This is a genomic window from Pseudomonas sp. PB101 (assembly GCF_009764265.1).
GTDB lineage: Bacteria > Pseudomonadota > Gammaproteobacteria > Pseudomonadales > Pseudomonadaceae > Aquipseudomonas.
In genome coordinates, this window is sequence record NZ_RWIR01000007.1 from 234,311 (window position 1) to 258,468 (window position 24,158).

26 protein-coding genes are annotated in these 24,158 nt (G+C 60.3%); 6 read left to right on the forward strand and 20 right to left on the reverse strand.

Features of this window, described 5'->3' with window-relative positions:
* Positions 1-25: 25 nt before the first annotated feature.
* From lipB to EI969_RS02540, 11 genes are all read right to left on the reverse strand, one after another.
* Positions 26-673 (reverse strand): lipoyl(octanoyl) transferase LipB, encoded by a 648-nt coding sequence (gene lipB, locus EI969_RS02490; protein ID WP_160385772.1) that lies wholly within the window; start codon positions 671-673, stop codon positions 26-28.
* A complete protein-coding gene (locus tag EI969_RS02495; RefSeq protein WP_103396544.1) occupies positions 673-948 on the reverse strand; it encodes a DUF493 domain-containing protein in 276 nt (91 codons plus the stop codon). Before EI969_RS02495 ends, lipB begins: the two co-directional genes overlap by 1 nt.
* Before the next feature lie 83 nt (positions 949-1,031).
* Positions 1,032-2,189 carry a D-alanyl-D-alanine carboxypeptidase family protein gene (locus EI969_RS02500; protein WP_160385773.1) on the reverse strand — a complete coding sequence of 386 codons (1,158 nt, stop codon included), beginning with the start codon at positions 2,187-2,189 and terminating at the stop codon, positions 1,032-1,034.
* 183 nt (positions 2,190-2,372) lie between these two features.
* Positions 2,373-3,383 carry a septal ring lytic transglycosylase RlpA family protein gene (locus tag EI969_RS02505; RefSeq protein WP_160385774.1) on the reverse strand — a complete coding sequence of 337 codons (1,011 nt, stop codon included), beginning with the start codon at positions 3,381-3,383 and terminating at the stop codon, positions 2,373-2,375.
* Positions 3,383-4,393 carry a lytic murein transglycosylase B gene (mltB, locus tag EI969_RS02510; protein ID WP_160385775.1) on the reverse strand — a complete coding sequence of 337 codons (1,011 nt, stop codon included), beginning with the start codon at positions 4,391-4,393 and terminating at the stop codon, positions 3,383-3,385. Before mltB ends, EI969_RS02505 begins: the two co-directional genes overlap by 1 nt.
* Before the next feature lie 17 nt (positions 4,394-4,410).
* Positions 4,411-5,514, reverse strand: coding sequence for a rod shape-determining protein RodA (gene rodA / locus EI969_RS02515; RefSeq protein ID WP_160385798.1), 1,104 nt, complete (start codon positions 5,512-5,514; stop codon positions 4,411-4,413).
* A gap of 31 nt (positions 5,515-5,545) precedes the next feature.
* The gene (gene mrdA / locus EI969_RS02520; RefSeq protein WP_160385776.1) at positions 5,546-7,441 is read right to left on the reverse strand and encodes a penicillin-binding protein 2; all 1,896 of its coding nucleotides are present in this window, start codon (positions 7,439-7,441) and stop codon (positions 5,546-5,548) included.
* 10 nt (positions 7,442-7,451) lie between these two features.
* Entirely contained in the window at positions 7,452-7,919 is a 468-nt protein-coding gene (gene rlmH / locus EI969_RS02525) for a 23S rRNA (pseudouridine(1915)-N(3))-methyltransferase RlmH (RefSeq protein WP_003185785.1), read from the reverse strand.
* Positions 7,920-7,928: 9 nt separating this feature from the next.
* Positions 7,929-8,423 (reverse strand): ribosome silencing factor, encoded by a 495-nt coding sequence (gene rsfS / locus EI969_RS02530; RefSeq protein ID WP_110658309.1) that lies wholly within the window; start codon positions 8,421-8,423, stop codon positions 7,929-7,931.
* A gap of 72 nt (positions 8,424-8,495) precedes the next feature.
* Positions 8,496-9,185: a nicotinate-nucleotide adenylyltransferase gene (gene nadD / locus EI969_RS02535; protein WP_160385777.1), complete on the reverse strand. Its 690-nt coding sequence runs from the start codon at positions 9,183-9,185 to the stop codon at positions 8,496-8,498.
* 1 nt (position 9,186) lies between these two features.
* Positions 9,187-10,458 (reverse strand): glutamate-5-semialdehyde dehydrogenase, encoded by a 1,272-nt coding sequence (locus tag EI969_RS02540; RefSeq protein ID WP_160385778.1) that lies wholly within the window; start codon positions 10,456-10,458, stop codon positions 9,187-9,189.
* 189 nt (positions 10,459-10,647) lie between these two features.
* On the opposite strand from EI969_RS02540, the gene EI969_RS02545 reads away from it, so the two are divergent.
* Both EI969_RS02545 and EI969_RS02550 read left to right on the forward strand, forming a co-directional pair.
* Positions 10,648-11,346 (forward strand): DNA-3-methyladenine glycosylase, encoded by a 699-nt coding sequence (locus EI969_RS02545; protein WP_160385779.1) that lies wholly within the window; start codon positions 10,648-10,650, stop codon positions 11,344-11,346.
* Positions 11,347-11,539: 193 nt separating this feature from the next.
* Complete coding sequence (locus tag EI969_RS02550) at positions 11,540-12,856, forward strand: bifunctional DedA family/phosphatase PAP2 family protein (protein WP_160385780.1); 1,317 nt, start codon at positions 11,540-11,542, stop codon at positions 12,854-12,856.
* 341 nt (positions 12,857-13,197) lie between these two features.
* On the opposite strand, the gene EI969_RS02555 is transcribed toward EI969_RS02550, so the two are convergent.
* From EI969_RS02555 to EI969_RS02575, 5 genes are all read right to left on the reverse strand, one after another.
* Positions 13,198-13,566 (reverse strand): hypothetical protein, encoded by a 369-nt coding sequence (locus EI969_RS02555; protein ID WP_160385781.1) that lies wholly within the window; start codon positions 13,564-13,566, stop codon positions 13,198-13,200.
* Between the two features lie 203 nt (positions 13,567-13,769).
* The gene (locus EI969_RS02560; RefSeq protein WP_160385782.1) at positions 13,770-13,934 is read right to left on the reverse strand and encodes a hypothetical protein; all 165 of its coding nucleotides are present in this window, start codon (positions 13,932-13,934) and stop codon (positions 13,770-13,772) included.
* A 117-nt stretch (positions 13,935-14,051) separates the two neighbouring features.
* The gene (locus EI969_RS02565) at positions 14,052-14,642 is read right to left on the reverse strand and encodes an LON peptidase substrate-binding domain-containing protein (protein ID WP_160385783.1); all 591 of its coding nucleotides are present in this window, start codon (positions 14,640-14,642) and stop codon (positions 14,052-14,054) included.
* Between the two features lie 10 nt (positions 14,643-14,652).
* Positions 14,653-15,369 carry an LrgB family protein gene (locus EI969_RS02570; protein WP_046041674.1) on the reverse strand — a complete coding sequence of 239 codons (717 nt, stop codon included), beginning with the start codon at positions 15,367-15,369 and terminating at the stop codon, positions 14,653-14,655.
* The gene (locus EI969_RS02575; RefSeq protein WP_160385784.1) at positions 15,366-15,728 is read right to left on the reverse strand and encodes a CidA/LrgA family protein; all 363 of its coding nucleotides are present in this window, start codon (positions 15,726-15,728) and stop codon (positions 15,366-15,368) included. The genes EI969_RS02570 and EI969_RS02575 overlap by 4 nt, the downstream gene beginning before the upstream one ends.
* Positions 15,729-15,922: 194 nt before the next feature.
* Between EI969_RS02575 and EI969_RS02580 the strand changes: the two genes are divergently transcribed.
* The 3 genes from EI969_RS02580 (at position 15,923) to EI969_RS02590 (ending at position 18,880) form a co-directional block, all read left to right on the forward strand.
* Positions 15,923-16,378, forward strand: coding sequence for a MaoC family dehydratase (locus tag EI969_RS02580; protein WP_160385785.1), 456 nt, complete (start codon positions 15,923-15,925; stop codon positions 16,376-16,378).
* Between the two features lie 114 nt (positions 16,379-16,492).
* Complete coding sequence (locus EI969_RS02585) at positions 16,493-18,211, forward strand: C13 family peptidase (RefSeq protein ID WP_160385786.1); 1,719 nt, start codon at positions 16,493-16,495, stop codon at positions 18,209-18,211.
* A gap of 27 nt (positions 18,212-18,238) precedes the next feature.
* The gene (locus EI969_RS02590; RefSeq protein WP_150715981.1) at positions 18,239-18,880 is read left to right on the forward strand and encodes an oxidoreductase; all 642 of its coding nucleotides are present in this window, start codon (positions 18,239-18,241) and stop codon (positions 18,878-18,880) included.
* A gap of 48 nt (positions 18,881-18,928) precedes the next feature.
* Here the strand turns inward: EI969_RS02590 and EI969_RS02595 are convergent, their stop codons facing one another.
* The 4 genes from EI969_RS02595 to EI969_RS02610 form a co-directional block, all read right to left on the reverse strand.
* The gene (locus tag EI969_RS02595; RefSeq protein WP_160385787.1) at positions 18,929-19,213 is read right to left on the reverse strand and encodes a YceK/YidQ family lipoprotein; all 285 of its coding nucleotides are present in this window, start codon (positions 19,211-19,213) and stop codon (positions 18,929-18,931) included.
* The gene (gene ubiX / locus EI969_RS02600; protein WP_160385788.1) at positions 19,206-19,838 is read right to left on the reverse strand and encodes a flavin prenyltransferase UbiX; all 633 of its coding nucleotides are present in this window, start codon (positions 19,836-19,838) and stop codon (positions 19,206-19,208) included. The genes EI969_RS02595 and ubiX overlap by 8 nt, the downstream gene beginning before the upstream one ends.
* Positions 19,835-21,184: a UDP-N-acetylmuramate:L-alanyl-gamma-D-glutamyl-meso-diaminopimelate ligase gene (gene mpl / locus EI969_RS02605; RefSeq protein WP_160385789.1), complete on the reverse strand. Its 1,350-nt coding sequence runs from the start codon at positions 21,182-21,184 to the stop codon at positions 19,835-19,837. Before mpl ends, ubiX begins: the two co-directional genes overlap by 4 nt.
* Positions 21,185-21,355: 171 nt before the next feature.
* On the reverse strand, positions 21,356-23,269 hold the full coding sequence (locus tag EI969_RS02610) for a sigma-54-dependent Fis family transcriptional regulator (protein WP_160385790.1): 1,914 nt from the start codon (positions 23,267-23,269) through the stop codon (positions 21,356-21,358).
* 299 nt (positions 23,270-23,568) lie between these two features.
* Here EI969_RS02610 and EI969_RS02615 point away from each other — a divergent pair.
* Positions 23,569-24,158: aldehyde dehydrogenase family protein (locus tag EI969_RS02615; protein WP_160385791.1), on the forward strand; the 590-nt coding region annotated here is incomplete at its 3' end.

Consider the following 24,158-nt stretch of genomic DNA (forward strand, 5'->3'; position numbering starts at 1 on the left):
GGTTTGCACTGCATCAGTAGTCATATCAGTCGATTCCGCCCGTCAGGGTCGTCTGCTCAGCATAGTCGAGGTGTTTGACGAGCTGCGCGCGCAGCCGGGCACTTACCTCGGCAAATTCAATCGATCCTGCGTGATCGCTCAGCTGGGTCATCGCCAGCCCGGCGTAGCCGCAGGGATTAATCCGTCGAAACGGTTCCAGGTTCATGTCCACGTTCAAGGCCAGGCCATGAAAGGAACAGCCGTGGCGGATCCGCAGACCCAGGGAGGCGATTTTCGCCCCGTCGACATAGACACCCGGTGCATCGGGCTTGGCCGCGGCGGTCACACCGTAACTGGCCAGCAGCTCGATGAGGCATGACTCCATGCGGGTCACCAGATCACGTACGCCAAAACCCAACTTGCGCACGTCCAGCAGCAGGTAGGCCACCAGTTGGCCCGGGCCGTGGTAAGTCACCTGACCACCGCGATCGACCTGCACCACCGGAATATCGCCCGGCAACAACAAGTGCTCAGCCTTACCGGCCTGACCCTGGGTGAACACCGGCGGGTGCTCGACCAACCAGATTTCGTCGGCGGCATTGCTGCCACGTTCGTTGGTGAAGCGCTGCATGGCATGCCAGACCGGCTCGTACGCCATCTGGCCGAGTTCGCGAAAGCCCAGCGTGCCGGACATCACAGCACCATGTGCACGAAACCGGTAGCCCGCAGAAAGCTGTTGATGTTGTACAGCTGATCCTGATCGGTCGCGACTATGTGCAACTGAATGGTGGTGTATTTGCCGTTGCTGCTTTGACGCTCATCGACACGCTCATCGTTGATGGTTGCGTATTTCTTGACGATTTCGATGATCTTGTCTTTGTTGCCAGCGCCCGTATCGCAGATCACCTTAACCGGATAATCAACCTGGGGAAATTCGATCTTTGGCGCCTTTACTTCGGTATCGGTCATGGCGTAACGGCCTCGTAAGCGTAAGCCGTGGCGACGGCAAAGCCCCGCGCCGGATCAGCACGGGGCCTTGCAGGAGCACACTATCAGTTGAACAAGCCGTAGAAGAATAGACGGATGCTATCCCACATGCGACGGAAGATACCACCCTCTTCGACGCCGTCCAGAGCGATCAGGTCGGCGCTGTGCACCACCTTGTCTTCCAGTTTGACTTCGACTTTGCCGATCACGTCACCCTTGGCGATTGGCGCAACCAGTTGCGGGTTCATGGTCATGCTGGCGGCGAGCTTTTTCAGCTGGCCTTTAGGCAGGGTCATGGTCAGGTCTTGCGCCAGGCCGGCCTTGACCTGGTTGGTGGCGCCTTTCCAGACAGGTGCCTGGGCCAGTTCGGTACCCTTCTGATAGAAGGTCTGGGTTTCGAAGAAACGGAAACCGTAGGTCAGCAACTTCTGGGTTTCGGCGGCACGGGCTACTTCGCTGCTGGTGCCGAACACCACGGCGATCAGGCGCATGCCATCACGCACGGCCGAGGACACCATGCAGTAGCCGGCTTCGTCGGTATGGCCGGTTTTCAGGCCGTCGACGGTCTTGTCGCGCCACAGCAGCAGGTTGCGGTTCGGCTGCTTGATGCCGTTCCAGAAGAACTCTTTCTGCGAGTAGATCGCGTAGTGAGCCGGGTCTTCGTGAATGATCGCGCGCGCCAGCACAGCCATGTCGTGAGCCGACGAATAATGCTCAGGGTTCGGCAGACCGGTCGGGTTCATGAAGTGGCTGTTGGTCATGCCCAGGTCGCCAACGGTTTTGTTCATCATGTCGGCGAAGGCGTCTTCGCTGCCGGCGATGTGCTCGGAGAGCGCGACGCTGGCGTCGTTGCCCGACTGGATGATGATGCCGTGCAGCAGGTCGCTGACGGTGACCTGCGAGCCGACCTTGATGAACATCCGCGAACCACCGGTACGCCAGGCGTTCTCGCTGACGGTCACCGGATCGTTTTCGCCGATCTGGCCACGGCGGATTTCCAGCGTCGCGATGTACGCGGTCATCAGCTTGGTCAGGCTGGCCGGCGGCAGACGCTGGTCACCGTTGTTCTCGACCAGCACGTTGCCGCTGCTGGCATCCATGAGCACATAGGCCTTGGCGGCCAGTTGCGGTGGCGACGGCATCATCTCGACCGCGAAGGCGGCTGGTGAGAGGAGCAGCGGGACTAGCAGGAACAGGCGTTTGGCAAAGGTGGTGATGTTCATCCGTCTCTCGAAATCGCTAATGGAAACTGCCCGAAGGCAAAACTAATCAGATGACTTTCTAACGAGTCATCGCGTGTTCAGCTGCTCACTCAGTAACCCTTGCCGGGCTTTTGTTCTTCAACGAGCCAACAACCTGGTTCACCCCCCAAAACCGCAGATGAACCGTCAATCAAGTCCTACGTATTACTCAGTCACAACACTTGGCGAACCGAGATTGGCCAGGCGCACACTGTTCTGTACCTGCTGGATCTCACCCGGTGATCCGATCGGCCCCAGGCGAACCCGGTGCAGGGTCTGCTGATTGCGCACGATCGAACTGATGAACACCGGAGCGCTCACCATCCCGCTGAGCTTCGACCTCAGGAGCTCTGCAGCGTCCGGGTTGGCGAACGCGCCCACCTGCAGATACTGGCCAGCGGCTGCCGCAGACGCGTTCTTTTTGGCATCGATCTGCACCGGCACCACAGCGGCGGCGTGTTGCTGCGGCGGCGGTGTCCATTGCTCGACGGTACCGGCCGAAGCCGTGATCACCGGGGCGCTATTCTGCGCGACTTGCGGCTCGTTGAGCATCAATGGTGCCGGACGGCCTTTGGCGGCCCAGTACGCCTGTGGATCAATGCCTTCGACCTTGACCCGCGCCGTGCCGGTTTCGGCGTAACCGAGCTTCTTGGCGGCGGCGTAGGACAGGTCGATGATCCGGTCCGAGTAGAACGGCCCGCGGTCGTTGACTCGCAGGATCACGCTCTTGTTGTTGTCCAGGTTGGTCACCCGAACGTAACTCGGCAGTGGCAACGTCTTGTGCGCCGCACTCATGCCGTACAGGTCATACACTTCGCCGTTGGCGGTGTTCTGACCGTGAAACTTGGTGCCGTACCAGGACGCAGTGCCCGACTGCACGTAGGTCTTGGATTCTTGCAGCGGGAAATAGGTTTTGCCCAATACCGAGTACGGGGCGGCCTTGTACGGGCCGGTATGCAGGGTTGGCGTGGCGTCCGGGATGCGGGAGACATCGACATCCCACCATGGCGCGCCATCCTTGTGAGCACGGTTGATGTCCAGCCCGGGCGTCGCGCGCACGGCGGTGGTGGTGGTTTTCTGGGCCGGCGCACGACTGGTCGAACAACTGGCGACCAGCACTGTCAACGCGGCGAACGCCATCAGCTTCAGGGGTTTTTTGATAGGCAATGCCCGCATTACTTGACGCCCCGTGCTTGGACCAGCTGTTCAGACAGTTGATGTACGGCCATGGCGTACATCACGCTGCGGTTATAACGCGTGATTGCGTAAAAATTCTTCAGGCCCATCCAGTATTCGGGGCCATTGTCGCCTTCCAGGCGGAAAGCGGTAACCGGCATATCATCGCGCAGCGCATCATGACTTGACCACCCCAGGGCTCGCAACTCCCCGACGGTTTTCGTCGGCTCGATTCCCGTGGTCAGACCCTGGTCGACCTGATCGCCACGGACATCCGCGCGGCTGACCACCGGTTCGCCGGCGACCCAGCCATGACGCTTGAAGTAACTGGCGACACTGCCGATGGCATCGTCCGGGTTGGTCCAGATGTTGATATGGCCATCACCGTCGAAATCCACCGCATAGGCGCGAAAACTGCTCGGCATGAACTGCGGCAATCCCATTGCGCCGGCGTAGGAACCTTTGAGCGTCAACGGATCGACCTGCTCTTCACGGGCCAGCAGCAGGAACTCACGCAATTCCTTGCGGAAAAACTCGGCACGGGGAGGATAGTCGAAACCCAGGGTCGACAAGGCATCGATCACCCGGAAATTTCCGGTATTACGGCCGAAAAAGGTTTCAACGCCGATGATCGAGACAATCACCTGGGCCGGCACGCCGTATTCCTGCTCGGCACGGGCCAGCACTGCTTCATGCTGACGCCAGAAATCCACCCCCCGGGCTATGCGCGCATCGGTGATGAACATCGGGCGATATTCACTCCACTGCTTGACGCGTTCGGCGGGTTTCGAAATGGCGTCCAGAATCGACTGCTTGCGCTCGGCTTCGCGGAACACGCCCATCAATTGTTCGCCGGCGAAACCGTAGTCGCGGGTCATTTCACCGACGAACTCGGCCACCTGGGGGGTGCCTTCGTAGTCGCCGGCCAATGCTTCCTGCATTGTGCCAAGGATGCTTACCAGGCCGACCCATGGCGCGTATCGAGTCGCCCAGCCACGCATTGCTTGCATTGAAATCTTCACCTTATTCAAACCTGCGCGATCCACTTGCGATGGGTATGGATCGACATCAAAACCCCAAACGCTGACAGCAGCGTCACCAGCGAAGTTCCTCCGTAGCTAATGAACGGCAACGGCACCCCCACCACCGGCAACAGGCCACTGACCATACCGATGTTGACGAAAACATAAACAAAAAACGTCATGGTCAGGCTGCCCGCGAGCAGCTTGCCGAACAATGTCTGCGCCTGGGCGGTAATCACCAGGCCGCGGCCGATCAACAGCAGGTAGATCAGCAACAGCGCGCAGATCCCTACCAGGCCGAACTCTTCACCCAGTACGGCAATGATGAAGTCGGTATGGCTTTCCGGCAGGAAGTCCAGGTGCGACTGGGTGCCCAGCAACCAACCCTTGCCGAACACACCGCCGGAGCCAATGGCGGCCTTGGACTGGATGATGTTCCAGCCCGTACCGAGTGGATCGCTCTCCGGGTCGAGGAAGGTCAGGATCCGCTGCTTCTGGTAGTCGTGCATGATGAAGAACCACATGGCAATCGCCACGGGAACGGCGGCGGCCAATACGCTGAGGATCCAGCGCCAGCGCAGGCCACCCATGAACAGCACGAAGGCGCCACCGGCCAGGATCAGCAGCGAAGTGCCGAGGTCCGGTTGCCGCACGATAAGAATGAACGGCACGCCGATCAACATCAGGCTGACGCCCACGTGCTTGAGCTGGGGTGGCAAGGTGCGTTTGGACAAGTACCAGGCAATCGTCGCCGGCATCAGGATTTTCATGAATTCCGAGGGCTGGAAGCGCACCACGCCGGGAATGTTGATCCAGCGGGTGGCGCCCATGGCGTTGTGGCCCATGATGTCCACCACCAGCAACAGCATCACCCCGACCACATAACCCAGCGGCACCCAGCGTGCCATGAATCGCGGCTCGAGCTGGGCGATGACGATCATCGACACCAGGCCGATGCCGAACGACGTGGCCTGTTTGGCCAACAGATCCCAGCTTTTGCCACTGGCCGAATACAGCACGAACAGGCTGCCCGCGGCGAGGGTCAACAGCAGGATCAGCAGCGGTCCGTCGATGTGCAGGCGTTGCAGCAGCGTCGCACGGCGACGCATCACATCCTCACTGGAGAGCATGCGATCGAAGTTATTCATCACGGGCGGTAGCCTCTGCACTGATAGGGCTGGCGTATTCGGGCTTCAACCGACCGTTCTGGTCCAGGAGCCAGGCGTCCATGACCTGACGCACCACGGGAGCTGCGACGCCGGAACCGGATTCGCCGTTCTCGACCATCACCGACACCACGATTTTCGGGTCATCGGCCGGCGCGAAGCCGACGAACAAGGCGTGGTCACGGTGACGTTCCTGGACCTTGGAGCGGTCGTACTTTTCACCCTGCTTGATCGCGACCACCTGGGCCGTACCCGACTTGCCGGCAATTCGGTATTGCGCGCCGATCGAGGCTTTGCGCGCCGTACCGCGGGCACCATGCATTACCTGCTGCATGCCGTGGTTGACCTTGTTCCAGTCCGACGGGTCACGCAGGATGATGTCTGGTATCGGGTTAGGGTCCACCGGCTTCTCGCCTTCGATGGTCCTGGCCAGGTGCGGACGGTTCCACACGCCTTTGTTGGCCACCAGCGCGGTGGCCTGGGCCAGTTGCAACGGGGTCGACTGCATGTAGCCCTGGCCGATCCCGAGAATCAGCGTTTCACCCGGGAACCAGGCCTGACGGCGGGTCGCACGTTTCCATTCGCGGGTCGGCATCAACCCCGGGGATTCTTCGAACATGTCCAGAGAGACCTTCTGACCGATACCGAACTTGGTCATGTAGGCCGACAACCGATCGATCCCCAGCTTGTGGGCCAAGTCATAGAAATAGGTGTCGTTGGAGCGCATGATCGCCGTATCGAGGTCGACAAAGCCGTCGCCGGTCCGGTTCCAGTTGCGATATTTGTGATCGTAGTTGGGCAGCATGTAGTAGCCGGGGTCGAACACCCGCGACGACGCTGTCACCACGCCCGCGTCCAGTCCGGCAATCGCCACTGCCGGCTTGATGGTCGAACCCGGCGGGTACAGGCCACGCAGCACGCGGTTGAACAACGGCCGGTCGATGGAATCGCGCAGCTCGGAATAGGCCTTGAAGCTGATCCCGGTGACGAACAGGTTCGGATCGAAACTCGGCTGGCTGACCATCGCCAGGACTTCACCGGTTTTCGGGTCCAGCGCGACCACCGCGCCACGGCGACCGCCGAGTGCAGCTTCGGCAGCCTCCTGCAATTTGATGTCCAGGCTCAGGACGATGTCCTTGCCGGGAATCGGATCGGTACGCTTGAGCACCCGCAGAACGCGGCCTCGAGCGTTGGTTTCGACTTCCTCGTAACCCACCTGCCCGTGCAACTCCGGCTCGTAGAAACGCTCGATGCCGGTTTTGCCAATTTGATGGGTGCCGCTGTAACTCACCGGATCCAGAGTCTTGAGCTCTTTCTCGTTGATGCGCCCCATGTAACCCACCGAGTGCGCAAAATGCGCACCCTGCGGATAGTGACGGACCAATTGCGCGACCACTTCCACGCCTGGCAGGCGGAACTGGTTCACGGCAATTCGCGCGATCTGCTCTTCGGTCAGCTCGAACAGGATCGGCACCGGCTCGAACGGCCGGCGCCCCTGGCGCATGCGCTTCTCGAAAATGCCCCGATCTTCAGGCGTCAGCTCCAGCACCTGGACGATCACATCGAGCACTTGCTGCCAATCGCCAGAGCGCTCGCGCGTCATGCTCAGGCTGAAGCTGGGCCGGTTGTCGGCGATCACCACGCCATTGCGGTCGAAAATCAGCCCACGGGGCGGCGGAATCGGCTGCACATGGACACGGTTGTTTTCCGACAGGGTCGAGTGGTACTCGTACTGGATCACCTGGAGGAAATACAGACGCGCAATCAGCACGCCAATCAGCGCCACCACTGCAATAGCCCCGAACACGACGCGGCCACGCACCAGACGGGCGTCTTTTTCGTGGTCCTTGATGCGGATCGGCTGGGACATGAGGGCAGAACTACTTGTGGTAAGGGTGACCGGACAGCACGGTCCAGGCACGGTACAACTGTTCGCCGATCAAAATCCGCACCAGCGGGTGCGGCAAGGTCAGCGGCGACAACGACCAGCGCTGGTCAGCCCGCGCACAGACTTCCGGCGCCAGCCCTTCGGGGCCGCCGACCATGAAGTTGACGGTGCGCGAGTCCAGCCGCCAGCGATCGAGTTCGACCGCCAGTTGCTCGGTGCTCCAGGGCTTGCCGTGGACTTCGAGAGTGACTATCCGCTCGTTCGGCCCGACCTTGGCCAGCATGGCTTCGCCTTCCTGGCGGATGAAACGGGCCACGTCGGCGTTCTTGCCACGGGTATTGAGCGGTATTTCCACCAGTTCCAGCGCCAATTCGGACGGAAGACGCTTGGCATATTCATGCCAGCCTTCTTCCACCCATTTAGGCATGCGTGAACCGACGGCGATCAGTCGCAGTCGCACAGCGGTCCCTTATTCCTGGTCTTTGTTGAGCTTGTTGAAGTGCTCGTGACCAACTTCAGGGCTGTGGTGCTTGCCATCGGCCGCACGGCTCTGCTCGGCACCTTTCCACAGACGCTCCAGGTCGTAGAACTGACGGGCGTTGGAGGTCATCATGTGGACGATCACGTCGTCCATGTCCAGCAGTACCCAGTCGCTGTCGCCCTTGCCTTCTTCACCCAGTGGCTTGATGCCCAGGGCTTTGACGGCTTCGCGAACCTTGTCCAGCATCGCGCCGATCTGACGGTTGGAGGTACCGGTGGCGATGATCATGTAGTCGGTGATGCTCTGCTTGTCGCGAACATCGATGACCAGCACGTCCTGGGCCTTGACGTCTTCCAGGGCGGCTACGGCGATCTTGACCAGCTCGTCGCCTTTAGGCGGCTCGGCAGCGAGGACTTTCTCAGGCAGCGGAGCGCTCTTGAACGTGCCTTTGCGTTTTACTTTGGTTTCGTTGTTGCTCGTCATATAAAACTCGTTTTGCTCGTATGTTCGGGGCTTCGATACACGTTGTTGCCACGTGCCTTGAAGCACTCCTATTCAGTTCGACGCACGGTAGAGACCGTGCGCATCGATGTAGGCCAGGACCGCGTCGGGCACCAGGAAACGTACCGACTTACCGCTGGCCAGCAGTTGACGGATCTGGGTGGCGGATACCGCGAGCGGTGTCTGCCAGACGAATGCAATCTGTCCGCTCGGCCCTTTGAGGGCCAGCGGGTCGCTCACCGAGCGCGCTGCCAGCAGGTTGCGCAAGGCATCCGGCGGTTCGCTGTCGGCATCCGGGCGTTGCAACACCAGGATATGGCAATGCTGGAGCAACTCTTCCCAGCGGTGCCAAGTGGGCAGGCCGCAAAAAGCGTCCCAGCCCAAAAGCAGAAAAACCTGGTCATCTGCGGCCAGTTCGGCGCGCATCAGTTCCAGGGTATCAATGGTGTAGGACGGTTTGTCCCGCTGCAATTCGCGGGCGTCCACCACCAACGGCGCCACACCGGCCACCGCGCACTCGACCATCGCCAAACGGTCTTTGGCCGACACCTGCGGCGTATCCCGATGGGGCGGCCTGGCACTGGGTGTCAGTCGCAGCTCATCGAGCGCCAGGGTTTCGGCGACTTCCAGCGCACCGCGCAAATGGCCGATGTGCACCGGGTCGAACGTTCCGCCCAGCACGCCAATGCGGCGAGGGGCTGGCTCGCTGACGGTGACCGGGGCTGACGGGTCGAAGTCGCCCAAGTCAGACCGACTCCTGTCCGCGCAACTGCCCGTCGCCGACCACGATGTACTTCTCGCAGGTCAGTCCTTCGAGACCCACCGGGCCGCGGGCGTGCAGCTTATCAGTAGAAATGCCGATCTCGGCACCCAATCCGTATTCGAAGCCATCGGCGAAGCACGTCGGGGTATTGATCATCACCGACGAGGAGTCGACTTCAGCCACGAAACGCCGGGTGTCGCCCTGATGTTCGCTGACAATCGAATCGGTGTGATGGGAACCGTAGTGATTGATGTGCTCGATGGCCTGGTCCAGTCCGTCGACCACACGGATCGACAAAATCGCCGCCAGGTACTCGGTGCTCCAGTCTTCTTCAGTCGCGACCAGCGCATCGATGATTGCCCGGGTGCGCTCGCAGCCACGCAGTTCGACGCCTTTTTCGCGGAACTGGGCCGCCATCTCCGGCAGGAAATCCTTGGCAATGGTTTGATCGACCAGCAGCGTTTCCATCGCGCCGCAGATGCCATAGCGGTAAGTCTTGGCGTTGAACGCAATGCGCTGGGCTTTCGCCAGGTCGGCGTGTTCGCTCACGTAAACGTGGCAAATACCGTCCAGGTGCTTGATCACCGGCACTCGCGCATCACGGCTGACGCGCTCGATCAGGCCACGGCCGCCACGGGGCACGATGACATCGACGTATTCAGGCATGGTGATCAGCGCACCGACGGCAGCGCGATCCGTGGTTTCGACCACTTGCACCACCGCGGCCGGCAGATCGGCCTCGGCCAGGCCGCGCTGAATGCAGGCGGCGATGGCGCGATTGGAATGAATCGCTTCGGAACCGCCACGCAGGATGGTCGCGTTACCGGACTTCAGGCACAGGCTCGCTGCATCAATGGTCACGTTCGGCCGCGACTCGTAGATGATTCCGATCACGCCCAATGGCACGCGCATCTTGCCGACCTGAATACCGGACGGACGGAAGCTCATGTCGCGGATCGCGCCGACCGGGTCCGGCAGCGCTGCTACCTGACGCAGGCCGACGATCATGCCGTCGATACGCGCCGGCGTCAGCGCCAGCCGTTCAAGCAGGGCCGGCTCAAGACCATTGGCACGACCGGCGGCCAAATCCAGCTCATTGGCCGCTGTCAGCTCGACACGGGCAGCGTCCAGCGCATTGGCGGCGGCCTGCAGGGCGCGGTTTTTCTGCGCGGTACTGGCACGGCCGATCACGCGGGAAGCTTCGCGGGCAGCGCGACCCAGGCGGGTCATGTAGTCAAGAACGGACTCAGTCATGGTCTGGAGTGGTCTTTGATTAGGTCTTGGTAAAGAGTAAAGCGGCAGATTATAGCTGTCGCGTCCCGGGACTAACAGCGGTGACGGGCGGATGGTCGAAATGGAGGGGTATTTGCCGATGTTCAGCCGGGATTAAGCTGCAAATTGTTATCATCACGACTCAATCAGCCCTGATAAACGCCGATCATCATGTCCAACCTGACTGTTCGAGCGTCCGCCATGAGCCTGCCCACGGGCCTCCCGGATGCGTTTTTCGACCGTGACGCCCAAGTTCTGGCCCGGGATTTACTCGGCAAAGTCATTCGCCATCGCGTCGGCGACCTGTGGCTCAGCGCGCGGATCATCGAGACCGAAGCCTATTACTGCGCGGAAAAAGGCAGCCACGCGTCCCTCGGCTACACGGAAAAGCGTAAGGCTTTATTTCTGGATGGTGGCCACATCTATATGTACTACGCCCGCGGCGGAGATTCGCTGAACTTCAGCGCCCAAGGGCCCGGTAACGCCGTGCTGATCAAGTCCGCCTACCCGTGGATCGATGAGTTGAGCGGGCCGGCCAGCCTGGCGCAGATGCTGTTGAACAATCCCGACGCCCAAGGCCACCCTCGCCCGTCCCAAAAGCTGTGCGCCGGGCAAACCCTGCTGTGCAAGGCGCTGGGCCTGAAAGTGCCGGTGTGGGACGCCAAACGCTTCGATCATGAAGTGCTGCTGGTAGAGCACGTCGGCCAGATACCCGCGCACATCATCCAGACTACCCGTCTGGGCATCCCCCACGGGCGCGATGAGCAGCTGATGTACCGCTTCGTCGACGGCGCCTACGCTGCTCACTGCACGCGCAACCCCTTGCGTCGCGGGCAAGTCGAAGGTCGCGATTATTTTTTGTTGTCCTGAAATTGACCCAGACTTGATGCAAACAGAAATTCCCTGCGGGAGCGGGCTTGCCCGCGAAGGCGGAGTATCAGGCGACGTCAAAATCGACTGAAAGACCTTTTCGCGGGCAAGCCCGCTCCCACAAGGGTCAGTGGCGCATTCAAAATTGCACTTATCCCCTGGAAGCAATTGAACATTAGATGGAGTGGTTTTTATGGGCCCATGGCTCGATAGCGTGACCGGGTGGTTGACGGTCAACCCGCAATGGCTGGCGGCGGCAATATTTCTGGTGGCCTTTGTCGAATGCCTGGCGATTGCCGGGCTGATCGTCCCCGGCACGATTTTGCTGTTTACCGTTTCCGTGCTGGCCGGCAGCGGTGCGTTGCCATTGAGTGAAACCTTGCTGCTGGGATTTCTCGCTGGCGTGTTGGGCGACGTGGTTTCGTACTTCCTTGGACGCCACTTTCATCAGAATATCCGGCGTCTGCCCGGTTTGCGCCATCACCCGGAATGGATTGCCGGGGCCGAGGCCTACTTCCAGCGCTATGGCATCGCCAGCCTGCTGGTCGGCCGTTTTATCGGACCACTGCGGCCAATGCTGCCGATGGTCGCGGGCATGTGCGATATGCCCTTTCCACGCTTCATCGCCGTCAGTCTGCTGGCCGGTGCGGGTTGGTCGGTGGCTTATCTGCTGCCAGGCTGGGCTACCGGCGCGGCGATTCGATTGCCGCTGCCCGAAGGTTTCTGGCTTCAGGCAGGTATCGTTGCCGGCAGCATTGCCGTGATGGTCGGGTTGAGCGCCACCAGCAGCCTGCGCCAGCATCGTCGGGCCACATCAATAATCGCCGGCATGAGCTTTCTCCTTCTGGCAGGGCTGTTCATCGGCTACCCATACCTGAACGCCCTCGATCAAGGTTTGATGACCTTGGTGCAGGAACATCGCAGCCCGATGCTCGATGAGGTGGCGGTAGTCTTCACGCTGATCGGCGAATTCCGCAACATGCTGTTATTCAGCGCGCTACTGACCGGCCTGCTTTTGTTGATGCGTCAATGGCGCCCGGCGATTTTCGCCGCAAGCACCCTGCTCTGCACCGCATTGGCGAACACCGCGACCAAACAGTTCTTTGCCCGCGTGCGCCCCGAAGTGCTGAGCGATCCGCTGACCAGCTACAGCATGCCCAGCGGCCATGCGTCGGGCTCTTTTGCGCTGTTCCTGACCCTCGCCGTACTGGCGGGCCGCGGACAGCCGCCGCGGATGCGCCTGACTTGGTTATTGGTGGGCTGCCTGCCAGCAATGGCTATCTCCCTGTCGCGGGTATATCTCGGCGCGCATTGGCCGAGCGATGTCATGGCCGGCGCGATGCTGGCGGCATGTGTCTGTGCGGCCAGTCTGTGGTTGATCCAGCACAAGGAACCGCTCAACGCCTTGCCACCCAAGGTCTGGTGGCTGGTATTGCCGGCGTTGGCGGCCTTGTTCGGCTTCTTCGTGTTACGGCATTTGCCGCATACGATGTTGCGGTATGCCTATTAAAAGAGTTTCTGCGCCAACCTCAAATCGCCAAAAAAATAATCCCGCTCGAACCGACCGGGATTATTTTTACAAGCAGTACCTTATCTTCAATATGGACAACAGACCACGAACGCAAAACAACCAGTGATTATTTTAAATCCGGGAGATTGTCACGAACTTCGGCACTGCGCTCGGCTGGATTGCGCACAAGCAACTCATAGGCCTTACAGATACTGCCAAAAGCTGCGAACTTTAAAAGAATACCCGACAAACAACTTTTGGACGATTCACCCAACGACGTAAGTTCAATCAAGAGCCGCCATTACATCAATCAACAGCGCATGCCGACAATGTATTAAGCCTTAGCCACCGAACGGGAAATCTGGTAAATCCGAGTCTTCAACACCACGATATTTTACAATGGCCGTATCGGCTTGCTTCGCAACCTGGCCAGCGACGACGACATAATCTTCAAACTTCCAACGAACTTCCGTAGAAAACTTGATCATCGCCTCTCCCGCATAATCATCCCAGAGCCGCTGCTCAAAGTTGTCGCGACCGCCATTCAAACCCGAGCGTCGCACCAGGATCAATGCATTCGCCGCATTCAACGCCGAGTCTGCCGCGAACTCTACTTCATTCTGCGGGGCATTTGGGAACACATACCGAACCATGATCCGGGAAAAACAAAAGTCCCACAACGTACGCTCACCGCCACTTAAATACTTCATAAATAATCCCTTATATATGCAATACCTGCCTCATGCAGGCGGAGCAAATATAACCACCTACATTTGACCATTCAATGCACACCACCCCATCGACTTATTAAAAATCAATACAAAGGCCAATCAGAAAGACTGAGCATTCGAAAAACGACTCATCCATCCATAAAAAAACCCGATCAATCGATCGGGTTTTTTTAAACTAAAATTTAGTTAGCCCACTGACGTTTACGCTGCTCAAGAATCAACGCATCGGCCAACTGACCTGCAATTTCAGCGGTATCTGCGAAGGGCTGGCCGTAACTGGTATGCTTGAGCAAATAGCCAACGACGGCTGCTTCCCAAATAGAGCGTTCGTGTTCGTAAATGGTCATGACGTTAAATCCTTTTAGTAAATCAAGTCGCCCGCTTCTTACGGGCAGCCACAACCTAGATCCACCTGCGCCGTTAAGCAATACAGGCAAACCAGCACAATATTTTCCAAATGCTGCTCAGGCGAACAACTCGCCCTGCAACTCATCCAGCAACGCCTGAATCGCATCCAGTCGTTGCTGCGGATCATCGAGTTGCAGCAGGTCGATCTTGTCCAGTTCGGCGAAAGGCAGCAGGTAAGCCAACTGGTTGGCCAGCGACTGTTGCCCGGTCGCTTCAGTGCCCATGTTCAATGCTTCGACCATCGGATGTTCTGCCAGGGCCCTGAGCAATGCCACCAGGTCGGCGTCCTCATCCTGCAATGGCTGCTCCGGATCGTCTTCCAGCCACTCGACTTCGGCGACAGTCAACTGATCGCGCTGGATTTCCGTACGTAATACATGGAAACGCCGCCCACCCTGAACCCGAATTCCCAGCAGTCCGTTGTCCTGTTGCTTGAAATCGGTAATCAGCGCTTCACAGCCCACCAGTGCGTAGCCGGCCGGGGCGATCCCGACTTCTTCGCCGTCGAGAATGCACACGACGCCGAAACCGCCGCCCTGTTTCATGCAGCGCCCGATCATGTCCAGATAGCGCGCTTCGAAAATCTGCAGGTCGAGGATGCAGCCTGGAAACAGCACTGTGTTCAACGGAAAAAGCGGCAGACTCATAGACATTTCCTTACACCACCATCGACACCGCCAGCGGCAGGAAAACCGCCGTGGCCACACCCATCAGGCTCATCGCCAGCGCCGCGAAGGCGCCACACTCTTCACTTTCCTGCATCGCCACCGCCGTGCCGACCGCGTGGGCCGTCATGCCCAGTGCCATGCCCCTGGCTTCCGGGCTGTGCACGCCCAGCCGGGTCAACAGGGCCGGACCGAAGATCGCTCCGATCACACCCGTAATCAAGACGAACACCGCCGCCAGCGCTGCGACCCCACCGATCTGTTCAGCCACCAGCATCGCAATCGGCGACGTCACCGACTTCGGTGCCATGGTCATCAGGATCATGTGCTCGGCACCGAACGACCAGCCCAGCAACACGCCCATCCCCGTGGCCACCACCCCGCCTATCACCAGCGTAGTAAATATCGGCCAGAACAACTGCCGAATCCGTCGCAGGTTGAGATAAAGCGGCACCGCCAGGGCGACAGTGGCCGGCCCGAGCAGGATGCTGAGAATCTCGGTGCTCTTGCGGTACTCGGCGTAAGTCAGACCGCAACCCACCAGCACGCCGATCACCAGCAACATGGAGACCAGCACCGGTTGCAAAAAGATCCAGCGGGTTTTCTCGAACGCTGCCAGAACAAGCTGATAAGCGCCGAGGGTGATACCGATGCCGAACAACGGATGGTGAATCACCGACGTCCAGGCGCCGTGCCAGTCGAAGATCATTGGATGTCCTCGGAGTGAGCGTGACGCTTGACCATACGCTGCATCAACACCCCGGCGAAGGCCATCGAAAGCAGCAGCGACAACACCAGCGCGCCGACAATGGCCCAGAAATCCGCCGCGATGTCTGCGGCGTAGACCATCACGCCCACGGCCGGCGGCACCAGCAATAGCGGCAGGTAACGAAGCAGGCTGCCGGCCGCCAGGTTCAGCGGCTCGCCGACCTGCCCGCGGCAGATGAGGTAGATCAGCAATAGCAGCAACCCCACAATCGGCCCCGGCAGCACCGGCAAGAACAAATGATTGATTGCAGTGCCGAGCAATTGGAAAAGCACCAGCCACGTCAGGCCCCGTAACAACATAAAAGATCTCCCGCAAAAATCCGTCACCCGCATTGGCCGGGCATTATAAGCATGCTCGCGCTATAGACCGGCATTCGCCAAAAGCATGGTCAGTTGACCGCAGCCTTTGGCCATGTTGATCTAAAGTGGTAAGCCGGGAGGTTAAATCCCCACAAGCCAAAACTATAAAACCGATGAACCCAAGGAGAGTCTCAATGCCCTATGTTCCAGTTGCAGAGCTCAAAGATTATGTCGGCAAGGAACTCGGACGTTCCGAATGGCTCACCATCGATCAGGAACGCATCAACCTGTTCGCCGAAGCCACGGGGGACTATCAGTTCATCCACGTCGATCCGGTCAAGGCCGCGCAAACGCCATTTGGCTGCACTATCGCTCACGGTTTCCTGTCGCTGTCGCTGATTCCGAAATTGATGGAGGACATCCTCGTCATGCCCGAAGGCTTGAAGATGGTAGTCAACTACGGCCTCGACAGCGTGCGCTTCATCCAGCCGGTCAAGGTCAATTCGAAAGTGCGGCTCAAGGTCGACCTGACCGAAGTCATCGAGAAAAAACCGGGCCAATGGCTACTCAAGGCCACCACCACCCTGGAAATCGAAGGCTCGGACAAACCGGCGTACATCGCCGAACCCCTGTCCCTTTGCTTCGTGTAAACCGTCCCGGATGCGAAGCAGCTCCTGCTGTTTCGCGACCTCTGGCGGTACCTCGCCCTATATAAGGACACATAGCTGCGGCATACTCCCTCGCCTAATTGCCCGGAATCCGCTATGCGCCCACTTGCACTCCTTGCCTTGACCCTGATGCTCACCGCTTGCGGCGACGGCGAATCTCTTTTGCCCCCCGACGCACGCCTGCCGGACGGCGGACGCTATCGCGGTGACCTGGTCAATGGCTTGCTGCAAGGCAAGGGGCGCATCGACTATCCGAACGGCAGCTGGTACGCCGGCGAATTCGACAAAGGCCAGTGGCAGGGCCAGGGTGAATGGCATGGCAGCAATGGCGAAGTCTATCGCGGGCAGTTCAATCAGGGACTGTTCGAAGGCCAGGGGGCGCTGACCACCAACGCCAGCAGCTACAGCGGCGGCTTCAAGGCCGGACGGCGCAACGGCGAAGGCACCCTCAAGGAAAACGGCATGAGCTATCGCGGGGAGTTCAAGGCCGATCAATACGCCGGCCTGGGCCGCCTCGAACTCGAAGACGGCAGTTCTTATCAGGGCCAGTTCGCCCACGGCAAACCCAATGGCGACGGCCAGCGCGGCGACGGCAACGGCAATCAGTTCACCGGGCACTTTGTCGACGGCCAGCTGGAAGGCAACGGCACGTTCAACAGCGCCGATGGCGACATCTATGTCGGCAGCTTCAAGAACAATCAACTGCACGGCAAGGGCCGCTACGAAAACGCCGACGGCGATGTCTGGCTGGGCCAGTTCAAGGAAGGCTCGCTGAACGGCAAGGGCGAGTTGATCGGCACTGACGGCAGCCACTACATCGGCCAGTTCAACGACTGGCGCTTTTCCGGGCAGGGCCGGCTGAACCTGGCCGACGGCAGCTTTTACACCGGCCAGTTCGACAACGACAGTTACCAGGGCCGCGGCACACTGGTGTTGACCGACGGCACCGTGCTCAGCGGCACCTGGATCAACGGCCAGCGCGTGCGCGACTCCGAGGGCAAATTGCTGCCCGACACTCTGGAACTCGGCCTGCTGGCGCAAGGGCGTTTACTCGAAGCAGCACTGGCCAACATTCCACCCTCGACCCCGGCAGTGGAACTGTATTCGTTGACCCTGGGCGGTGATGGCAAGCAAAGCGTGTTTCTGCGCGAGTCCGACTACGTCGCCAATATGCTCTCCACCCGCTTCGGCGCCTTTGGCCAGATCCGCCTGGTGAACCATCGCGATCACCTCGCCGACCGCCCGATGGCTACCCGGGAAAACCTGCGCCGCGCCGCTCTGACGTTGGCCGAACGCAGCGGTCCGGAAGACTTGATTTTCATCTACCTGTCCAGCCATGGCACCAGCGAACACGAATTTGTGCTGGATCAGCCGCGCATGGAGCTGGCCGATCTGCCAGCCGACGAATTGGCCGCTGTTCTCGCCCCACTGAAAAACCGCGACAAGATCATCGTGATTTCGTCTTGCTACTCCGGTGGTTTCATCCCCGCCCTCAAGGATGAACGAACCCTGATCATGACCGCCTCGCGGGCCGACCGTGTGTCCTTCGGCTGCTCGGAGGAAGCCAACTTCACGTACTTCGGCGATGCCCTGTTCGCCCAGGCCCTGAACCAGACCGATGACCTGGAGCAAGCCTTCAAACTGGCCAAGGCCACTGTCGCCGAACGTGAGCTCGCGGACGGCTTCGAAGCATCCGAACCACAGATCTGGGCACCGAGAACCGTCCTCTCGCACTGGCAATTACTGCGCAAACAACAGGCACGAAAAGCACTGCAAAGTGCATCCACGCAAAGCAAGGATGCAAACAGCAACTAAGCTGAACAGTATCAAGGGAGAAACACTATGTACTTGACGCCTCAGCATGTGCTGCTCGCCGGAGCCACCGGTTTGACGGGTGAACATCTGCTTGATCGCCTGCTTAACGAGCCGACGATTACCCGGGTATTGGCCCCCTCACGCCGGCCATTGGCCGAGCATCCACACCTGGAAAACCCGGTCGGTGACCCGACAGCGTTCCTGCCGCAACTGAACGGGCGGGTCGACATTGCCTATTGCTGCCTTGGCACCACGATCAAGCAGGCAGGCTCGGAACAGGCGTTTCGCGCGGTGGATTTGGACATGGTGGTGGCATTCGCCAAACGTGCCCGGGAAATGGGCGCACGGCATTTGATCGTGATCAGTGCTCTGGGAGCCGACCGCAGATCCTCGATTTTTTACAACCGGGTCAAAGGCGAGATGGAGCACGCATTGCGCGCGCAGGACTGGCCGCAGCTAACCATCTGCCGGCCTTCACTGTTGCTGGGCGAACGAGCCGAACCGCGCCTGGGCGAAAAGGTCGCGGGGCCGTTGTCGCGGCTGATTCCCGGCAAATACCACGGCATCGAAGCGTGCCAACTGGCCCGCGCGATGTGGCGTCTGGCGCTGGAAGAGCAGGACGGGGTCAGGATTGTCGAGTCGGATGAGCTGAGGAAGTTGGGCAAATAAACCGCGGATCTGTGGCGAGGGGGCTTGCCCCCTCGCCACAACCCTCTCCTACAACCCACCCGTAGCCTGAAAGCTCACCCCGATCACCGTCAACAACGACAGCGGCAACAGCAGCGTATCGAGCAACGCACTCGCCGGCAGATCGACGCCCGGGTAGCTCGGAGCTTCAGCGCCAAAACGATCCTTGGCACAGCACCCGCCATTCAACGCGTACAAATCCAGACGAGTCCCCGAGTACACCACCGGTGCCCCCGGCTTGGCTGCATCGAGGGTGCGTGCGGTGGCGCACCCGGCCAATAGCAGCGCCAGCACCAACACCAGCAGCTTATTCATCGCTGGTCAGATGATGCTCGCCCCAACGCGGCAGCATGTCCTGAGGAATACTCAGCAGATTAAGGATTCGCGCCACGACGAAATCGATCAGGTCGTCGATGGTTTGCGGCTGATGATAAAAGCCCGGTGATGCCGGCAGGATGGTCACGCCCATGTTCGACAACTTGAGCATGTGCTCCAGGTGAATGCTCGAATAGGGCGCCTCGCGAGGCACCAGAATCAGTTGGCGACGCTCTTTGAGCGTCACATCGGCGGCACGCTCGATCAGGTTGTTGCAGGCGCCGCTGGCGATGGCGGACAACGTGCCAGTGGAGCACGGCACCACCACCATCGCCGCTGGCGCGCCGGAGCCCGAGGCCACCGGCGACATCCAGTCTTCCCTGCCGTACACCCGAATCTGCCCGGCGGCGGCACCCGTGTACTCGGTGAGAAAGGCCTGCATCATCTGCGGTTTGGACGGCAGCGTGACGTCTGTTTCGGTCGCCATTACCAACTGCGCGGCCCTGGAGATCAGGAAGTGCACTTCACGATCTTCCCGCACCAGGCAGTCGAGCAGGCGCAAACCGTACTGGGCGCCTGAAGCGCCGGTCATGGCCAGGGTAATGCGTTCCGGGCCGTTGTTCATTTCAGCGCCTCGGCCAGCTTGCCGTGCAGGCCGCCGAAGCCGCCGTTGCTCATGATGACCACGTGAGTGCCGGGTTGGGCCTGGCTTTTCACGCGTTCGATGATGCCCTCAAGGGAGTCGCTGACAATCGACGGCACAGTGCACAGCGCCGCCGTGCCCGCCAGGTCCCAGCCGAGGTTGGCAGGTGCGTACCAGATCACCTGATCGGCATCGACCACGCTTTCCGGTAACCCGTCACGGTGCGCGCCAAGTTTCATGGAGTTGGAACGCGGCTCGATGATCGCGATCAACGGCGCGTCGGCAATCCGTTTGCGCAGGCCATCCAGCGTGGTGGCGATGGCGGTCGGGTGGTGAGCGAAGTCGTCGTAAATGGTGATGCCACGAACTTCAGCGACCTTCTCCATCCGGCGTTTAACGCTTTTGAAGGCGCTCAACGCAGCGATGCCCATCGACGGCACAACACCGACGTGGCGTGCCGCAGCCAACGTCGCCAGGGCGTTGGCGACGTTGTGCTGGCCAGTCATGTCCCACTCGACCACACCCTGGGCTTCGCCTTCGAACATCACTTCGAACTTCGAGCCATCTTCACTGAGCAGCTTGACCTGCCACTGACCGCCGGCACCCGTGGTTTGCACCGGCGTCCAGCAGCCCATCTCGATAACGCGCTGCAACGCAGGCTCAGTGGTCGGATGAATCACGAGGCCTTCGCTCGGGATGGTCCGCACCAAGTGGTGGAACTGCCGCTCGATGGCCGGCAGATCGGGGAAGATGTCCGCGTGATCGAACTCAAGGTTGTTCAGGATTGCCGTGCGCGGGCGGTAATGCACGAACTTCGAGCGTTTGTCGAAGAAGGCACTGTCGTACTCGTCGGCCTCGATGACGAAGAATGGCGTATCACCCAGGCGAGCCGACACCGAGAAGTTCTGCGGCACGCCGCCGATCAGGAAGCCCGGGGCCATGCCCGCATGCTCCAGTACCCAAGCCAGCATGCTGCTGGTAGTCGTCTTGCCATGCGTACCGGCAACCGCCAGCACCCAGCGACCCTGCAGTACGTGATCGGCCAGCCACTGCGGGCCGGAGACGTAAGGCAGGCCTTTGTTCAGCACATACTCCACCGCCGGATTGCCCCGGGACATGGCGTTGCCGATCACCACCAGATCGGGGGCCGGATCGAGTTGCGCCGGGTCATAGCCTTGTGTCAGCTCAATGCCCTGGGCTTGCAACTGAGTGCTCATCGGCGGATAGACGTTGGCATCGGAGCCCGTCACGTGATGGCCCAGCTCTTTGGCCAGAACCGCCATTGACCCCATGAAAGTGCCGCAGATACCAAGAATATGAATGTGCATAGTCGACCTCGTAAAACTTGGTCGCAGGTTAGCTTAGGGAGGGGAAAATCGCACCTGATGTTTCCGACTTACGATCGCCATCGTCGCAACGCCGCCCGGGGCAAGCCCGCTCCCACAGAATCTGCGCAGTTCCTGTGGGAGCGGGCTTGCCCGCGATCAGGCGCGACGCGGTTACCGGGCGATACCGTGTTTACGCAGCTTGCGATAGAGGGTATTTCGACTGACCCCCAAGTGCTCAGCCGTATGCGTCATGTGCCACCGCGTTTGCTCCAGCGCGTTGAGCAACGCCAGCCGCTCGGCATCTTCAAGCGGATGCTCCGACGCCTTCTCGATCGTCGACACTACCGGCCGTGCCTGCCGGATCATCGCTGGCAAATCTTCCAGACCGATCCGCCCGTCCTCACACAATGCTGCCAACGTACGCAGCACATTGCGCAATTGCCGCACATTGCCCGGCCAGGCGAATCCCAACAAAGCCTCCCGCGCCGGCCCGTCGAGCAACACCGCTTCTCCGTGCGCCTCTTCGGCCAGTAAAAAATCGAGCAACTGCGATTTATCACTGCGATCACGCAGTGCTGGCAGCGCGACTTCCAGCCCGTTGAGACGGTAATACAAATCCTCACGGAAGCTGCCGTCCTCCACGCGATCGAGCAACTTGCGGTGGGTGGCGCTGATGATCCGCACGTTAACCGCTTCCGGCTCGCCACCGATCGGCACCACCTGCCGGTCTTCCAGCACCCTCAGCAATCGCGTCTGCAGTGCCAGCGGCATGTCACCGATTTCATCGAGGAACAACGTCCCGCCGTCGGCCTGTTGCAACTTGCCGCGCATGCCTTCCTTGCGCGCACCGGTAAAGCTGCCGCCGCGATATCCGAACAGCTCGCTTTCGATCAGGCTTTCGGGAATGGCCGCGCAATTGAGGGCGACGAACGCTTTATCCGCCCGCTGGCTGGCGTGATGCACCGCTTTGGCAAAAGCCTCCTTGCCGGATCCGGTTTCCCCATTGATCAGCAGCGGCACGTCGCGCTCGTAGACGCGCAAGGCCTTGCGTAAGTCCGCCTGCAACGTCACATCATCCAGACAAATGCCCGACAGGCGCGTTGCTGGTGCAACAGGGAGAGCAGGCTCCATCGGAATCGGCAGCGAGCGCCGCGCCTCGCCGCGCAACACCGCGAACAACTTGCGACCGTCCCGGGTACGCAAGGGCCAACTGGCCGCGGCGTTGCTACTGGCCCGCCCCAGCAACTCATCGAGCGAGCAATCGAAAAACGCTTCCACCGGCTTACCCAGCAAGCCGCCGCGAATGTGCCCAAGCAGGTTCAGCGCGCTCTGGTTGACCGCGCAAATGCGCCCTTCTCCGTCGAACGCCAGCAACCCTTCGCTGAACAAACCGACGGACTCGGCCTGCAAGTGGAAACGCAGCAGCCATTGATTGTCGAAGCAACGCAGGAAGTAACAGCTTTCGATCATCTTCGCCGACAGATTGACCAGCGCCATGGTATGGAACTGACTTTGCCGAGAAACATCGCGCCGCGCCGACGACACGTCGAGCACCGCCAGCAATTCGCCATGAGGATCGAAGACCGGGCTCGCCGAGCACGTCAGGCCGGTGTGGCGGCCGCGAAAGTGTTCGTCCTGATGGATGGTCAGGGACTGCCGTTCCACCAGGCAGGTGCCGATGCCGTTGGTGCCTTCGCAGGCCTCGCTCCAGTCGGCACCGAGCCAGAGCCCGGCGCGTTCGAAGATCTGCCGTTCGGTGGGGGCGGTGACGCAGTTGAGGATCACGCCACGGGCGTCGGTCAGCAGCACGGCGTGGCCGGCGCCGGAAAGTTGTTGATGCAGGCTGGTCATTTCATTGCCGGCGATGTGCAGCACTTGCTGCAAGCGTTCGCGGCTTTCCAGGACACGGCCATGTTCCAGCACCGTCGGCGCGATGCTCAGGGCCGGATCGAGGTGATAGTCCTCGAGGCAGCGCAGCCATGAGCGGGCGATGGACGGGTCGCTGCCAGGGCCATGCAGGTGGGCCTTGCCTTGGGTGACGGTCAGAACCTGCTGGGCATGGCGACTCAAATGGTTGTCGTGCATTTCTTATTATTCTCCCCGGGGCTCGGCGTCCCGTGCATGAGGTGATGCCGAGCATCCTCCAGCCCGGCCTGCATTGCAATGCCTGCAAGACTACCCGGTCACAGGTTGTGCCAGAAACGGTACAAAGTGTCACTGAAGCTGTACCAAAAGCGTCACAGGCGCACTCCACCCGTCCGACAAAAAATGCGCAAGGCCTTGATTTGCCTGAGCTGCAACGCACTGGCCCGACCCTTGCTCTACGCTTATAGCAAGCGCACATGCGCGACTCCCTATAAGCACAAAAGCAAGGAGAGACCACCATGCGTTACGCTCACCCCGGTACTGAAGGCGCTATCGTTTCGTTCAAGGCCAAATACGGTAACTACATCGGCGGCGAGTTCGTCGCGCCTGTCAAAGGTCAGTACTTCACCAATACCTCGCCAGTGAATGGCCAACCGATTGCCGAATTCCCCCGCTCCACGGCCGAAGACATCGACAAGGCCCTGGACGCCGCCCACGCGGCTGCCGATGCCTGGGGCGCCACGTCCGCCCAGGCGCGCTCGCTGGTGCTGCTGAAAATCGCCGACCGCATCGAACAGAACCTGGAACTGCTGGCGATCACCGAATCCTGGGACAACGGCAAGGCCGTGCGTGAAACCCTCAACGCCGACATCCCGCTGGCCGCCGACCACTTCCGCTACTTCGCCGGTTGCATCCGCGCGCAGGAAGGCAGCGCTGCCGAAATCGACGGCAACACCGTGGCCTATCACATCCATGAACCGCTGGGCGTGGTCGGGCAGATCATCCCGTGGAACTTCCCGATCCTGATGGCCGCCTGGAAACTCGCCCCGGCCCTGGCCGCCGGCAACTGCGTGGTGCTCAAACCCGCCGAGCAGACCCCGCTGGGCAT